Genomic DNA, 13,674 nt, shown 5'->3' with positions numbered 1-13,674 from the left:
GAGGAGGCGATGCGCAGGTCGTCCGCGCAGGGCGTGCTCTATGGCCAGACCGTTGCGAACGTTGCCGGAATTGCCAATTCCGACCTCGAATGCATGGACATCCTGTATCTCGAAGGCCGCGTCACCGCCGGCCGGCTCGCCGAAGTGACGGGGCTCACGACCGGCGCCATCACCGGGGTGATCGACCGACTCGAAAAGGCAGGCCTGGTGCGTCGTGAGCGCGACGATGCCGATCGTCGCAAGGTTTTCATTGCCGTCGTGCCGGAGGCGATAGAAAGGCTGGGCCAGTTCTACGTGCCGATGCAGCGGGCGATGGAGAAGGTTCTTGGCGGCTATTCCGACCAGGAATTGCGTCTGCTGCTGCGCTTCGCCAATGAGGGCTACAAGGGTGTGCTTGCGGCAACCGCGGCGCTGAAGGGCCTGCTCGACACGCCGCCGGAGAAACGCCCCGATCTCAAGCTGAAGAAGCTTCGTCGCCAGCCCTAGACTTGTAGATCTGCGCGGCCGCGATCATGCCCCACATCGCGCCCAGCATCATCCAGAAGTGCCGCCAGTGGTCGGTATCGATCACGAAGCTTTCGCCGACGGTGCCGACGAAGGCGGAGAACACCGCGAGATAGGCGCGCTGCCAGGGCACAGGCACGAAGATGTGCCTGACACCCATGATGACGGTCGTGAAGACCAGCGCGGGATAGCAGATGCCGGACAGCCAGCCGCCCGACATGAAGGCGTTGAGATAGGAGTTGTGGGTGTCCTCGGGAAAGAAGCGGTGGAATTGCAGAGGGCCGATGCCGAACGGCAGGTCGAGTGCCATCTCCGCTCCCAGGATGTGCCGGCCGAACCGGCCGAACCTGCCTTCGTCATAGCTCTGGTCGAAGCTCGCGCGCTGCTTGAACATCTCGGCGGTGGAATCGAACGACATCAACACTGCGATCAGCGCGAGGCCCAGCACCGCCGCCAGGATCGCCATGACGATGATGCGCGAGCGCTGCGCGTTGGTCCGGCTGGTCAGCACCATCAGCGCCAGCATGAAGGCGGATGTCAGCACCAGCCCGCCCCAGGCGGCGCGGGAGAACGCGAGCAGGATCGCCAGCGACATGATGCCGAAGGCGATGACGTTGCGGAACGCCTTGCCGAACTTGTCGGAGACGACGCTCTGCAGCGAGAACAGCGCCGGCAGGATCAGGAAGGCGCCGAGCACGTTCGGATCCTTGAAGGTGCCGCGCGCGCGTCCGTACAGTGTAAGGAGGTCGTCGCCGCCGGGAATCAGGTGGAAGTAGCCGGCGACCGCCAATAGCGAGGCGACCATCGCGCCGACAACGAGCCCGCGGCGGAGCATGTCGAGCCGGGCCGCGGTGTCCTCCGACGTGACCATGGCGAAGAACACGACTGTCACCGCCATGTACCAGGAGGTCGCAATCCAGCTCACGACCTCGGACTGCTCGAACAGCGGGATTGCACTGATGGTGTAGCCGATGTTGAGCAGGACCAGCATCAGCACCAGTGGCATCAAAGCGAGCCGCAGACGCAGGCCGGTGGCGAAGAAGGTGACGGTGGCCAGCAGCGTCACGATCTCGTAGGGGCTCGGCTCGATGAAGACGATCGCGCCAGAGGCGCCGACCAGCCATACCAGCGCGCGCTGGAGGGCCAGCACGCCGGGCGCAGCGCGAACCGCTGCATTCATCTCCCCGGCTGTTGCCGCATACGCCATCACACGCTCATTCGTTTACGCAACTGCTACGCGCACAAATACTTCTGTCATCGCCCGGCTTGACCGGGCGATCCAGTATTCCGCGGCAGCGCGGCTGAATCTCAGCGCCGCGGCGTACTGGATGCCCCGCCCCAGTGCGCAACTGCGCACAAGGCGAGGCATGACCACAACTCAATACGCGTTCTCGTTCTTAGTCAGCAGCGAGATCGGCGTCTTCAGCAGAATGACGAGATCGAACAGCACCGACCAGTTCTCGATGTAATAGAGGTCGAACTCGACGCGCTTCTGGATCTTCTCTTCATTGTCGATCTCGCCGCGCCAGCCGTTGATCTGGGCCCAGCCGGTGATGCCGGGCTTGACCCGGTGGCGGGCGAAATAGCCGTCGACGGCTTCGTCGAACAGGCGGCTTTGCAGCTTGCCCTGCACCGCATGTGGACGCGGGCCGACCAAAGAGAGATCGCCGGAGAAGACGACGTTGAAGAGCTGCGGCAGCTCGTCGAGGCTGGTCTTGCGGATGAAGCGGCCGACGCGGGTGACGCGCGAGTCGTTCTTGGTCACGACCTTCGAGGCCGTCGGATCGGCTTGATGATGGTACATCGAGCGGAACTTGTAGACGTCGATGCGCTCGTTGTTGAAGCCGAAGCGCTTTTGGCGGAACAGCACGGGGCCGGGGCTGTCGAGCTTCACGGCCAGCGCCACCAATCCCATCACCGGCAAGGCCACGAGCAGCGCGATGGTGCCGACGACGCGGTCGAACAGCCATTTCATCACCAGGTCCCAGTCGGTGATCGGCGCCTCGAACACATCCAGCGTCGGCACCTCGCCGATATAGGAATAGGAGCGGGGGCGGAAGCGCAGCTTGTTGGTGTGTGCGGAGAGGCGGATGTCCACCGGCAGCACCCAGAGTTTCTTCAGCATCTCCAGGATGCGCGTCTCGGCGGAGATCGGCAGAGCGAACAGCACGAGATCGACGCGGGTGCGGCGGGCGAACTCGACGATGTCGTCGACCTTGCCGAGCTTGCGCGCGCCGGCACAGGTGTCGAGCGCGCGGCTGTTGTTGCGGTCGTCGAATACGCCGAGCACGTGGATGTCGGAATCCTCCTGCTCCTTCAGCGCCTCGACCAATTGTTCGCCGTTGCGGTCGGAGCCGACGATGATGGTGCGGCGGTCGAGCCGGCCCTCGCGCCCCCAGGCGCGCACCAGCGAGCGCAGCACCAGACGCTCGCAGAGGAGCGCGGCGAGCCCGAGGACGTAAAAGGCGGCAAGCCACAGCCGCGATATTTCGCTGCCGAATTTGGCGAAGAAGGAGATGCCGATGAACAGCAGGAAGACGAACGACCAGGACGAGATCATCCGCGTCATCTGCCGGAGCTGACCGCGGAACAGCTGCACCTGATAGATGTCGGCGGCCTGGAAGCAGACCACGGCGCAAACCGCGACGGCGATGATCTGCGCGGGATAGATCCAGCTGAAAGAGCCGGCGTGCGGCATCACGTAGCCGAGATAGAGTACGATGCCGACGAGGCTCAGCAGTGCGAAATCGGCGAGGCGTACGAAGCCGGTGATCACGATCGGTGAATAGGCGCGGGCGACCTTCTGGTTGACGACGTCGAGCGCGGCGGGCGAGAGCCGCTGGCGGCGCTCCACAAAGGGCCGGTCAGCCGGCTTCGCCGCGGCGCTGGTCGCGGCATCGAGCATCGAGCGTGCGTTGAGCGGTTCCACGGGCGTCCACGTCCATTCCAAAAACCCGCGGGCCGCGTCCTTGCTGCCCGGGCGAGCATCCCCTGGCCCTCGGATTATCGGACAAATCGGAAGATTCTCTAAAGCGGGTCTTAAGAATGGTTAGTGATTGGTAAATGCGTCGCGATAGCCCGCGAGCACGCCCTCGACCATCGCCTGCTGGGAGAAATGCGCGGAGATGCGCTCGCGAAGGGACGAGGCGCGTTGCGCTGTTCCCAGCGGATTGTCGAGCGCAGCGGCAATCGCCTCGGCCATGGCTTCCGCGTTGCTCGGCGCGAACAGCGCCGGGTTCTCCGCGCCGAAAATCTCGGGAATGCCGCCGATCTTGGACGCAATCATCGGAATACCGGCGGCGCCGGCCTCGATCACGACATAGGGCATGGAATCGCCACGCGAGGGAACGACCAGTAGCCGCCCCTTGGAGAAGCCGTAGCGTGCCTTGACGTGACCGATGAAGCGGATGGCGCCGGAGAGGCCGAGCCTCTCGACTTGCGCTTTCAGCGCCGCGGTCTCCTCGCCGTCGCCGCCGAGCGTCAGCGTGACCTTCTTGCCGCCCTCGTGCAGGCGCGCCACCGCTTCGACCAGCAGATCGGCGCCCTTGATGTGCCTGAACTCACCGACATAAGCGAGGTCGGTGGCGTCGTCGGCCATGACGACAGGTTCGAATTCCTCCGGCGTCACGCCGTTGAAGACGCAATGCACCACGCCCTTCGGCTTGCCGACGATGCGCTGATAGGTGTCGCGGGCAAACGCGCTTTCGAACAGGAACAGGTCGGTCGCGTCCATCAGCGCACGCTCGAGCCGCGCGTAAAACTCGCCCTTGAGGGTGTTGAGGGGATAATGCAGCGAGCCGCCATGCGGGGTGTAGATGCGGATGGTGTCGTCGGATCGCCGCCGCATGCGGATGAAGGCGCCGGCCTTGGCGCCGTGGCCATGCATGACGTCGGGCTTGAGCGTGGCGATCAGGCGCCGCAAGCGGAACCAGACCAGAACATCGTCAGGCGACGGTTCGCGGCGGATCGCCATCCGGTGCACGCCAAGCTTCAGCCGCGGTGCGAGCTCGGCAAGGGCCTTGTCGGCGCGCTCACCGCCGGTGAGACTGTCGGCGAGGATGCCGACATGATGGCCACGATCGACCTGGCCGTTGGCGACGTCGAGGATGTGGCGGAAAATGCCGCCGACCGGAGCGCGCACGGCGTGTAGGATACGAAGCGGCTGGTCGGGAGAGGGGGGCATGATCAAAACCAGCGCTCGACGGCGAATGCTCGAACAAACTCACGAAATATCGAGACGGATTAAGAGCCCTCGTGGTTAACAAACGGTGACGGGCGTGCCCGCGCGAGCTGCGGCACGCCACGATTAACCCAGCGGCAACCTTAATGGAGTGTAATCGCCCTGGTTGAGGTAGGTTCGTGGCGTTGCGCCTGCGGGAGTGTTCGATGCGTTTAGCGTTCTGGCGTGCCGGCAAGGACAAGGCGGTGGTCGAGCGGGCTGTCTCGAAGGCCGCAGCCAAGCGGGCCGAACTCGAGCCCCGGGTTGAAGCGAAGCCTGCACCCATTGCTCCGAGGCCGGCGCCAGTCGAATCCGGCGACATCGACCTGCACGCACTCGGCGCGGCATTGGCGCGCAAGCGCGGCTGGATCATCGTGCCGACGGTGCTGGCGCTCGTCGCATCCGTCGCGATCGTCAATCTGATCACGCCGCGCTACAAGTCTGAATCCCGCATCCTGATCGACGGCCGCGAGAACGTGTTTCTGCGCCCGAACAGCGATCGCGCCGAGGAACGGCAGGCGCTCGACGCCGAAGCCGTTACCAGCCAGGTGCAGCTCGTGCTGTCGCGTGATCTCGCGCGCGAGATCATCAAGAAGAACAAGCTTGCGGAACGGCCCGAGTTTGATCCTGTGCTGCAAGGCATTTCGCCGCTGAAGTCGCTTGCGGCGCTGGTCGGCATCGGCCGCGATCCGTTCTCGATGACGCCGGAAGAGCGGGTGCTGGACGCCTATTACGAGCGCCTCCAGGCCTACGCCGTCGACAAGTCGCGCGTCATCGTAATCGAATTCCAGTCTGCCGATCCCGATCTCGCCGTGCGCGTCGCCAATTCGATCGCCGACGGCTATCTCGTGCTCCAGCAGGATGCGCGCCAGGATCAGGCCCGAAACGCCAGCCAGTGGTATGCCGGCAGGATCGACGAGCTGCGACGGAATGTCTCCGAGGCCGAAGCGAAGGCCGAGGATTTCCGCTCCAAGTCGAGCCTGTTCGTCGGCACCAACAACACGACGTTGTCGAACCAGCAGATGGGCGAGGTCAACACCCAGCTCAACAACGCACGCGCGCTCAAGGCCGATGCCGAGTCCAAGGCGCGCCTGATCCGCGAGATGATCCAGAGCGGCAAGCCGATCGAATCATCGGAAGTGCTGAACTCGGAATCGATGCGCACGCCCTCCCAGCAGCGCGTGGCGTTGCGGGCGCAGCTGGCCGAGCAATCCTCGACGCTGCTCGGCAACCATCCGCGCATCAAGGAATTGAAGGCGCAGCTCGCCGACCTCGACACCCAGATCCGCGACGAGGCCGCCAAGCTCGCCCGCACGCTCGAAAACGATGCGCGTGCCGCCAGTGGGCGTGTCCAGGAATTGTCGGCGAGCCTCGAGCAGCTCAAGAAGCAGGCGACGGCCACCAACGGCCAGGACGTACAGCTCCGCGCCCTCGAGCGTGAGGCCAAGGCCCAGCGCGACCTGCTCGAAACCTATCTCGCGAAGTACCGCGAAGCCAACACCCGCGAGACCATCGACACCGCGCCGACGGATGGCCGCATCATCTCGCGCGCCGTGGTCTCGAACACGCCGGCCTATCCGAAGAAGCTGCCGATCGTGCTGATCGCGACGATCGCGACACTGCTGCTCTCGTCCGGCGTCGTCGTCACCGGAGAGTTGTTGCGCCAGACTGCGCCCCGTGCGGTAGCGGCGTTCACGCCAGCGCTGACGCGGGCGTCGGCTCGCCGGGAACAGATCGTCGAACCGGTGGTCGAGCCCTTCGCCGAGCCGATCGTCGGTCCGGTGATGGCAGAGCCTGCGCCGCTGCAGCCGGAGATGACGGCCGATGCCGACGTCACCGAATTCGCGGAGATCGAGCGTCTGGCCGACAGCCTGCGCGCCGCCGGAGCCATGGCGAAGAAAGTCACGGTACTGGGCACCGCGAGCGGCGAAGCCATCACGCTATCGACGCTGACATTGGCCCGGCATCTGGCGCGCGATGCGCGGGTCGTCGTGGTCGATCTCGCCGCGTCCTCGCCGACCATCGCCGCCGTGTCCGTCGATGCCTCGGCCCCGGGCCTTGCCGAACTGATGCAGGGCGAGGCGTCGTTCGCGCAGATCATCACCCGGGACAAGCTCTCGCGGCTGCATCTGGTCATGGCCGGCCGTGCCGGCTTCGATCGCAGCCTGTTGCAGTCGCCCCGCGTGACGCTCGCGATCGACGCGCTGCTGCGCGCCTACGACCACGTGCTGCTCGATGCCGGCAGTGCTTCCGACCTTCCCGCCGAGCTCCTGACGGCGAATGCCCGCGCCGTCGTGGTGCCCGACGCGTCGATGGCGCCGGATGCACGCGCGCTGATGTGCGAACAGCTCAGCGCCGTCGGCTTCAGCGAAGTGACGATGCTGCGCAGGTCCGTGCAGCCGTCGGATGCGAGGGACGCACCGCGGGTCGTGGCGGCGTAATGTCCTTGCCCTCTCTGCGGGGCCCGAGCGAGCGCCTCGTCCTTCGAGACGACCGCTTCGCGGTCTCCTCAGGATGAGGCTTGGCTAAATCGGAATCCGTTGAAGGTGCTGCCGCGAATTCTCCCCTCATCCTGAGGGCCCGCCAGAGGCGGGCGTCTCGAAGGATGCGCCGCAAGGGAGCGTTTCCCAACCGGGAAATTCTTACCCGAACGCTCGCCGCAGCCGCTGCGCGAGGTCGAACAGCATCTGGTTCTGTTTCACCAGCCGCTTGCCGTGGCTCAGCGAGGACATCGCCATTGCCGCGAATTTCCCGCGTGACGTTAGCGGAACAAAACTGTCGAAGATGTCCTGGTCGTCCTTGCAGAACATCCGCTTGTACTCGTCCGAGCCGATGCCGAGGTCGAGCGAGCGGTAGCCGCGCTCGGCGCAGCGGTCGATGATGTAGCGCATCAGGATCAGCCCGGGGCTGTAGCGGGCGTGCTCGGACATCGTGTAGGTGTTGAACATCATCGAGAAGCGCTGGCCGTCGGCGACGCCGGCGAAGATCGCGATCACCTCGTCGTCGCATTCGAGCGCGTGGATGCCGATGACGCGGCCGTCACCACGTGGCGCAAGGCAGGCGCTGCGGACGAATGGCTCGACGCCGGGCTCGGCGAAGACGTTGGGAAGCTTCTGTTCGGCCATCCGCGCCGGCTTGACGCGGAAGAACCAGTCGAGCAGGCGGGTGATGTCGGCGTCGGTCGTCGCCAGATGATAGCGATAGCCGGCGAGCGCCTGGAGCTTCTTCTCCTTGCTCTTGAGGCGGCGGCGGAAGGAGTTGCTGATCCGCGATGCCGGCGGCCCGCCCGGTTCCATCGTGAGCAGCGGGCAGCCGTTGATCGCGCTCTGGCGTGGCAGGTGCGCGAACGGGTTTTGCTGGTCGTTCCAGTGCAGCGGCTGCTGCGTCAGTGCGAGCACGTCGGCATGTTCGCTAAGCGGTGCAAACAGCGCGTCGAGATCGGCGCTGGCGACCTGCGCCGCAAACCCAGCGTTCCACAAGCCCATGTTGAAGGTCGTATGCTTGCCGCCCATGAAGCAGGCGGTGCGCACGCCATGGTTCTGACGCAGCGAGAGCGGCAGCAGCAGCAGCGGCTGATGCTCGGCGTCGCGGCCAACGACGATGAAAGGGCGGGCGCGTTCGTGCTCGCCGACCAGACGCTGCCAGGGACTGAGCAGATCAAATCGCTGATAGGGCGTGAAGAGGTGACCGGGCTGCTCGAAGCCACGCCAGACGGCCTCGGCCGCGCCGAGATCTGTGACGATATCGACATGCGCGATGCGGCCCGCTTTCGACCCCGCTGGCGATTCTGCCGTCCGGCTTTGCATCGCCGCAGCCATGGTCATTCGCGAACCTGTCGAGAAATCAAAGTATGCGTAATTCGGCCTGTGGCCGACCTTTGCAAAGAAATGTCAACAAAGGGTAATGACTATAGGAGGGGGGACGGCCGCCGACGGGCGCGAGGTGGGATAGTGGCATCCGACGACAGATGGCTGGAACGGCTGCGCCTTGAGCTGACCTGGTTCACAGGCCAGGCCGCGCTGCGCAGTCGTGGTGCCGGCGCGATCCTGCGCTTTGCGCATGTGCGGCCGCGGCGCGGCGGGTTTCAGCCGCTGCGCGAAAACGAGATCACGCCGCATTTCCTCGATCGCGCCATTCGCGCGCTGAAGCGGTGGAAGTATGATTTTCTCGGCATGGACGAGGTCTGCCGGCGCGCGGTGACGCTGTCCGAACACCGGCGCTTCGTGGCCCTCACCTTCGACGGTGCCGGCAAGGATCTGATCGACTTTGCCTATCCGGTGCTGGCGCGCCACGCCGTGCCCTTCACGATCTACGTGCCCACGGCGTTTCCCGATGGCGTCGGTGAGGCCTGGTGGCTCGGACTCGAACAGGTGATCGCGCGCGAGAGCCGTGTCAGCCTGATGATGGGCGACAAGGAGCAGCGCTTCACGGTTACTGATAACGCCGAGAAGCAGGCGCTGTTTTCGTTCCTCGAGGCCTGGCTGCGCTCGCTGCCGCCGGCGGATGTGTCGGCTGCGATCGCAGACCTCTGCACGCGCTACCGGGTCGACCTTGCCGCGCTCTCGCGCGAGGCATCGATGAAGTGGGAGGATCTGGCGAGGCTTGCGGCCGATCCGCTGGTGACGATCGGCAGTGCGACCGTGAACTATCCCGTTCTCGCCAACATGAAGGATGCGGCGGCGCTGCGCGAGATGACGATGGGCAAGGCGGTGGCGGAAGCGGCCTTCGATCGCGATATCCGGCATCTCGCCTTTCCGTTCGGCGATCGCGCCTCGTTCCGGCGCAGCCATGTCATCATGGCGGAGGAGGCCGGCTTTGCCAGCGCGGTGACGACGATCCCGGGCGTCGTGGATGCGGAAGGGCGCACCAATCTGCGCGCGCTGCCGCGCATTTCCTGGGATGGCCGGGTGCGCTCGCTGCGCATCATGCGGGTGCTGGTGTCGGGGGTTGCTTTTGCGCCGGTGAAACCGACGGGCGGAACTACGAACTAGTTTTCGCCCGGTCCGGCCGCTGCATCCAGCTCACGATCGGCATCGCCGGCAGCACCCAGCCCATGCCGACCACCACGTAATAGATCGCCTGCCGCCAGCCGGATTCGGCGATCCACGGCATCTGCGCCAGCGCCATGCCGAGCAGGGCCCAGACGGTGGCAAGCACCAGGAGCAGGATGGTGCCGAGGAACTTGCGGGTGCGGATCGTCATGACGGAATATCGCGGCTTTCGCGTAACTTGCGCTGCGGGAGCGGGGGACTATAAGGGGCACGCAGTCCGGTTCAAGCTCTGGTTTTGCCTCGAATGACGACGATTTCCGCCCCGTCCGAACCGCATCGCGCCGTGCGCTGGTGGCTGATCTCAGTGGCTGCGCTGATCGCTCTGATGGTGCTGGTCGGCGGCGCGACGCGGCTGACGGAATCCGGGCTCTCGATCGTCGAATGGAAGCCGGTCACGGGCAGCGTGCCGCCACTCTCGGAAGCGCAGTGGACGGCGGCCTTCGAGGCCTACAAGACGATCCCGCAATATCGCGAACTCAACGCCGGCATGAGTCTGTCCGAGTTCAAGGAGATCTTCTGGTGGGAATGGAGCCATCGGCTGCTCGGCCGTTTCATCGGCGTCGCCTATCTGCTGCCGTTCCTGTTCTTCCTCTGGCGCGGCGGCCTGTCCGGTGAGTTGAAGCGGCGGCTATGGCTGTTGTTCGGGCTCGGCGGGCTCCAGGGCGCGGTGGGCTGGTGGATGGTGGCCTCAGGCCTGTCGGGACGCGTCGAGGTCTCGCAATATCGGCTGGCGACGCATCTTGTGCTCGCGCTGTTGATCTTCGCCGGGATCGTCTGGACGGTGCGGCGGCTCGCCGAACGGCCGCAGATCGCAGCATCGTCGCGGCTGCGCTTCACCAGCGCCTTGCTCCTCGTCATGACCTTTATCCAGATCTATTTCGGTGCGCTGGTTGCGGGCCTGCGCGCCGGCCGCGCCTACAACACCTGGCCGCAGATCGACGGCGCGTTCATTCCCTCAATGGAGCGGCTGTGGTTCGAAACGCCGTGGTGGCGCAACATGTTCGACAATGTGCTGACGGTGCAGTTCGAGCACCGCATGACGGCCTATGCGCTGTTCGCGCTGGCGGCGTTGCACGCGTTGGATGCGGCCCGTTCGCGCGCGGAGGCCGCGGCAAGCGGGGCGCTTTTGCTGTTGGGCGGGGTGAGCCTGCAAGCATTGCTCGGCATCCTCACGCTGCTCAACCAGGTGCCGATCGATCTGGCGCTCGCGCATCAGGCGGTTGCCATCGTGGTGCTGACGCTTGCTGTGATGCAGACAGAGCGGCTCGCTCCACGGCATTCGACCGAAGTGCAGCCACGCGCGGTTCCCGTCGGTCAGCCCGGCTGATCGGATCAGCTCTTCAGCAATAACCGTAGATGCCGCACGAGTAGGGCAGGCGCCAGAAATAATCGACCTGCGCCCCGCCGTAATACGCGCCCTGATAATCATAGTCCCATGGGCGGCCATAATAGCCCGGCAGCGTGTGGGAGCCGGGCAGCAGCGGCGTACCTGGCAAGTTGCTGACGTAGCTGCCGATGCCGTAGGCCGGCGAGATCAACGCATCCGGATCCTTCTCGACATAGACATGCGGCGGAGCGGCGGCCTGCCGCTTCGGCCTGGCCGGCAAATCGGCGGCCATCGCCGCCGAGACCATCAGCATTGCCGCAAGGGCAGGCACTATCCAGCGCAGCATCCTCGGCTCCGAATCAAAGAGGGCGATCCAGTGACGATGTATGCGGCAGATATGGTTAATGACTGTTAACTGGAGCCGCACTTCGGGGCACACCAAAGCGCCCCGGAATGACGGTGATGCTACGCGCCCAGCGCCTGTTCCAGATCGGCGATCAAATCTTCCTTGTCCTCGATGCCGATCGAGAGCCGCACCACGTCGGGGCCGGCGCCGGACTTGATCTTGGCGGCGTCGTCGAGCTGGCTGTGCGTGGTCGAGGCCGGATGGATGACCAGCGAGCGGGTGTCGCCGACATTGGCCAGATGCGAGAACAGCTGCAACTTCGACACCAGGCTGACGCCGGCATCGTAGCCGCCCTTCAGGCTGAAGGTGAACACGGCGCCGGCACCCTTCGGCGCGTATTTGCGTGCGAGCTGGTTGTACTTGTCGCTTGCAAGGCCCGCATAATTCACCGCGGCCACCGCCGGATGGCCGGCGAGGAATTCGGCGACCGCCTTCGCATTGTCGCAGTGCTTCTGCATGCGCAGCGGCAATGTCTCGATGCCGGTGAGGATCATGAAGGCGTTGAACGGCGACAGCGCCGGTCCGAGGTCGCGCAGGCCGAGCACGCGGCAGGCGATCGCGAAGGCGAAATTGCCAAACGTCTCCTGGAGCCGGATGCCGTGATATTCGGGCCGCGGCTCGGAGAGCATCGGATATTTGCCGCCGGTCGACCAGTCGAAGGTGCCGGCATCGACGATGATGCCGCCGATCGAATTGCCGTGGCCGCCGAGAAACTTCGTCAGCGAGTGCACGACGATGTCGGCGCCGTGGTCGATGGGACGGATCAGATACGGCGAGGCCAGCGTGTTGTCGACGATCAGCGGGACGCCCGCCTTGCGCGCCACCGTCGAGATCGCCTCGATGTCGGTGATGCTGCCGGCGGGATTGGCGATGGACTCGATGAAGATCGCTTTCGTGCGCGGCGTCACCGCGCGCTCGAAGCTCGCAATGTCATCGGGATCGGCCCACACCACGTTCCAGCCAAAGCTCTTGAACGCGTGGGTGAACTGGTTGATCGAGCCGCCATAGAGCTTTCGCGCGGCAATGAACTCGTCGCCGGGCTGGAGCAATTGCTGCAGCACCACGACCTGCGCGGCATGGCCCGAAGCCACCGCAAGCGCGGCCGTACCGCCTTCGAGGGCTGCGACGCGCTCTTCCAGCACCGCGTTGGTGGGATTGCCGATGCGGGTATAGATGTTGCCGAACGCCTGCAGGCCGAACAGAGAGGCGGCGTGGTCGGCATCGTTGAAGACGAACGACGTCGTTTGATAGATCGGAGTCGCGCGCGCACCGGTGGTGGGATCGGGCTGTGCGCCGGCATGCACGGCGAGGGTCGAAAATCCCGGAAGGCGATCGCTCATGGAGGGCGTCCTGTTCTCGTGGCCTGAAATCGCGCGGCATGCTGATTGGCGCCGCGGCTGCCGTCAAGGCGCGGCTTCACATCGGAACGATCGTGCTACGCATTGTCGCGTTCGCGAAATGAAACCTTCGCAACTGCGTCAGCTTTGCTCGCTCTTGTTCTTGGCGGCGCGGTCCGATGCCGCGGTGTCGCCGCCGCCGACACTCATCCGATTGAGGGATAAGCGCATGCCCTGCGTCGGCACCGGGGCGCGTTTGGAGCTCAGCGTGCGTGAATTGACGCCCATCCAGGAGATCTCCGACGACAGGCGGCCATATTCGATCTTGGGGCAGCGGTTCATCACCACCTTGATACCGACCGATTCCGCCTTCAGCGCCGCCGCATCGTCGCGCGCCCCCAGCTGCATCCAGATCACCATCGGCAGCGGATCGAGCGTGAGGGCTTCCTCGACCACCGGCATGATGTGACTGGAGTTGCGGAAAATGTCGATCATGTCGACGGGACGGCCGATGTCGGACAGCGAGGCGACGAAGGGGTTTCCGAGCAGCTCCTTGCCGACATGACCGGGATTGACCGGAATCATGTCGTAGCCGCGCTGGGCCAGATATTTGAACGCGAAATAGCTCGGCCGCACGTTGGCCGGCGAGGCGCCGACCATGGCGATCGATTTCACGTTGTTGAGGATGCCCCGGATGTAATTGTCGGGATAGGCGTCGTGGTTCATTTTTTTCTTTCGTTCGTCATTCCGGGGCGATGCGCAGCATCGAACCCGGAATCTCGAGATTCCGGGTTCGGCTCTGCGAGCCGCCCCGGAATGACGGTGTAACA

At 64.9% G+C, this 13,674-nt stretch carries 12 protein-coding genes; 4 read left to right on the top strand and 8 right to left on the bottom strand.

The genetic code is table 11. From position 1 onward, the window contains the following. Positions 1-9 precede the first annotated feature (9 nt). The gene (locus BRA471DRAFT_RS21490) at positions 10-486 is read left to right on the top strand and encodes a MarR family transcriptional regulator (RefSeq protein ID WP_050992708.1); all 477 of its coding nucleotides are present in this window, start codon (positions 10-12) and stop codon (positions 484-486) included. On the opposite strand, the gene BRA471DRAFT_RS21485 is transcribed toward BRA471DRAFT_RS21490, so the two are convergent. From BRA471DRAFT_RS21485 to BRA471DRAFT_RS21475, 3 genes are all read right to left on the bottom strand, one after another. Next, on the bottom strand, positions 455-1,711 hold the full coding sequence (locus BRA471DRAFT_RS21485; protein ID WP_007611045.1) for an O-antigen ligase: 1,257 nt from the start codon (positions 1,709-1,711) through the stop codon (positions 455-457). The two genes, BRA471DRAFT_RS21490 and BRA471DRAFT_RS21485, sit on opposite strands and share 32 nt — an antisense overlap. A gap of 171 nt (positions 1,712-1,882) precedes the next feature. Next, entirely contained in the window at positions 1,883-3,433 is a 1,551-nt protein-coding gene (locus BRA471DRAFT_RS21480) for an undecaprenyl-phosphate glucose phosphotransferase (protein ID WP_007611044.1), read from the bottom strand. A gap of 120 nt (positions 3,434-3,553) precedes the next feature. Further along, complete coding sequence (locus tag BRA471DRAFT_RS21475) at positions 3,554-4,687, bottom strand: glycosyltransferase family 4 protein (protein ID WP_007611043.1); 1,134 nt, start codon at positions 4,685-4,687, stop codon at positions 3,554-3,556. 203 nt (positions 4,688-4,890) lie between these two features. Here BRA471DRAFT_RS21475 and BRA471DRAFT_RS21470 point away from each other — a divergent pair, with 203 nt between their 5' ends. After that, positions 4,891-7,164, top strand: coding sequence for an exopolysaccharide transport family protein (locus tag BRA471DRAFT_RS21470; RefSeq protein ID WP_007611042.1), 2,274 nt, complete (start codon positions 4,891-4,893; stop codon positions 7,162-7,164). Between the two features lie 201 nt (positions 7,165-7,365). Here BRA471DRAFT_RS21470 and BRA471DRAFT_RS21465 read toward each other — a convergent pair whose 3' ends face one another. Continuing rightward, the gene (locus BRA471DRAFT_RS21465) at positions 7,366-8,547 is read right to left on the bottom strand and encodes a GNAT family N-acetyltransferase (protein WP_007611041.1); all 1,182 of its coding nucleotides are present in this window, start codon (positions 8,545-8,547) and stop codon (positions 7,366-7,368) included. A gap of 126 nt (positions 8,548-8,673) precedes the next feature. Here BRA471DRAFT_RS21465 and BRA471DRAFT_RS21460 point away from each other — a divergent pair, with 126 nt between their 5' ends. Next, a complete protein-coding gene (locus BRA471DRAFT_RS21460; protein ID WP_007611040.1) occupies positions 8,674-9,714 on the top strand; it encodes a polysaccharide deacetylase family protein in 1,041 nt (346 codons plus the stop codon). On the opposite strand, the gene BRA471DRAFT_RS21455 is transcribed toward BRA471DRAFT_RS21460, so the two are convergent. Further along, positions 9,704-9,925, bottom strand: coding sequence for a DUF2842 domain-containing protein (locus tag BRA471DRAFT_RS21455; RefSeq protein ID WP_007611039.1), 222 nt, complete (start codon positions 9,923-9,925; stop codon positions 9,704-9,706). The genes BRA471DRAFT_RS21460 and BRA471DRAFT_RS21455 overlap by 11 nt on opposite strands. Before the next feature lie 93 nt (positions 9,926-10,018). Here BRA471DRAFT_RS21455 and BRA471DRAFT_RS21450 point away from each other — a divergent pair, with 93 nt between their 5' ends. Continuing rightward, a complete protein-coding gene (locus tag BRA471DRAFT_RS21450) occupies positions 10,019-11,101 on the top strand; it encodes a COX15/CtaA family protein (protein ID WP_007611038.1) in 1,083 nt (360 codons plus the stop codon). A 13-nt stretch (positions 11,102-11,114) separates the two neighbouring features. On the opposite strand, the gene BRA471DRAFT_RS21445 is transcribed toward BRA471DRAFT_RS21450, so the two are convergent. The 3 genes from BRA471DRAFT_RS21445 to BRA471DRAFT_RS21435 form a co-directional block, all read right to left on the bottom strand. Next, on the bottom strand, positions 11,115-11,447 hold the full coding sequence (locus tag BRA471DRAFT_RS21445; RefSeq protein WP_007611037.1) for a hypothetical protein: 333 nt from the start codon (positions 11,445-11,447) through the stop codon (positions 11,115-11,117). 119 nt (positions 11,448-11,566) lie between these two features. Next, on the bottom strand, positions 11,567-12,847 hold the full coding sequence (locus BRA471DRAFT_RS21440) for an O-acetylhomoserine aminocarboxypropyltransferase (RefSeq protein WP_007611036.1): 1,281 nt from the start codon (positions 12,845-12,847) through the stop codon (positions 11,567-11,569). A 138-nt stretch (positions 12,848-12,985) separates the two neighbouring features. Further along, positions 12,986-13,570 (bottom strand): CoA-binding protein, encoded by a 585-nt coding sequence (locus BRA471DRAFT_RS21435; protein WP_007611035.1) that lies wholly within the window; start codon positions 13,568-13,570, stop codon positions 12,986-12,988. Positions 13,571-13,674: the final 104 nt, after the last annotated feature.

Origin of the sequence: Bradyrhizobium sp. WSM471 (assembly GCF_000244915.1) — a bacterium.
In the GTDB taxonomy this organism is placed as follows: Bacteria; Pseudomonadota; Alphaproteobacteria; order Rhizobiales; family Xanthobacteraceae; genus Bradyrhizobium.
The sequence above is the reverse complement of the archived record's forward strand: the minus strand, read 5'-3'. Positions and strand labels throughout refer to the sequence as shown.

What these genes read in the sequence shown, in the direction of transcription:
- BRA471DRAFT_RS21485 (WP_007611045.1), bottom strand. Translation starts at nt 1,711, where the DNA reads ATGGCGTATGCGGCAACAGCCGGGGAGATGAATGCAGCGGTTCGCGCT.
- BRA471DRAFT_RS21445 (WP_007611037.1), bottom strand. Translation starts at nt 11,447, where the DNA reads ATGCTGCGCTGGATAGTGCCTGCCCTTGCGGCAATGCTGATGGTCTCG.
- BRA471DRAFT_RS21475 (WP_007611043.1), bottom strand. Translation starts at nt 4,687, where the DNA reads ATGCCCCCCTCTCCCGACCAGCCGCTTCGTATCCTACACGCCGTGCGC.
- BRA471DRAFT_RS21470 (WP_007611042.1), top strand. Translation starts at nt 4,891, where the DNA reads ATGCGTTTAGCGTTCTGGCGTGCCGGCAAGGACAAGGCGGTGGTCGAG.
- BRA471DRAFT_RS21465 (WP_007611041.1), bottom strand. Translation starts at nt 8,547, where the DNA reads ATGACCATGGCTGCGGCGATGCAAAGCCGGACGGCAGAATCGCCAGCG.
- BRA471DRAFT_RS21435 (WP_007611035.1), bottom strand. Translation starts at nt 13,570, where the DNA reads ATGAACCACGACGCCTATCCCGACAATTACATCCGGGGCATCCTCAAC.
- BRA471DRAFT_RS21455 (WP_007611039.1), bottom strand. Translation starts at nt 9,925, where the DNA reads ATGACGATCCGCACCCGCAAGTTCCTCGGCACCATCCTGCTCCTGGTG.
- BRA471DRAFT_RS21440 (WP_007611036.1), bottom strand. Translation starts at nt 12,847, where the DNA reads ATGAGCGATCGCCTTCCGGGATTTTCGACCCTCGCCGTGCATGCCGGC.
- BRA471DRAFT_RS21490 (WP_050992708.1), top strand. Translation starts at nt 10, where the DNA reads ATGCGCAGGTCGTCCGCGCAGGGCGTGCTCTATGGCCAGACCGTTGCG.
- BRA471DRAFT_RS21450 (WP_007611038.1), top strand. Translation starts at nt 10,019, where the DNA reads ATGACGACGATTTCCGCCCCGTCCGAACCGCATCGCGCCGTGCGCTGG.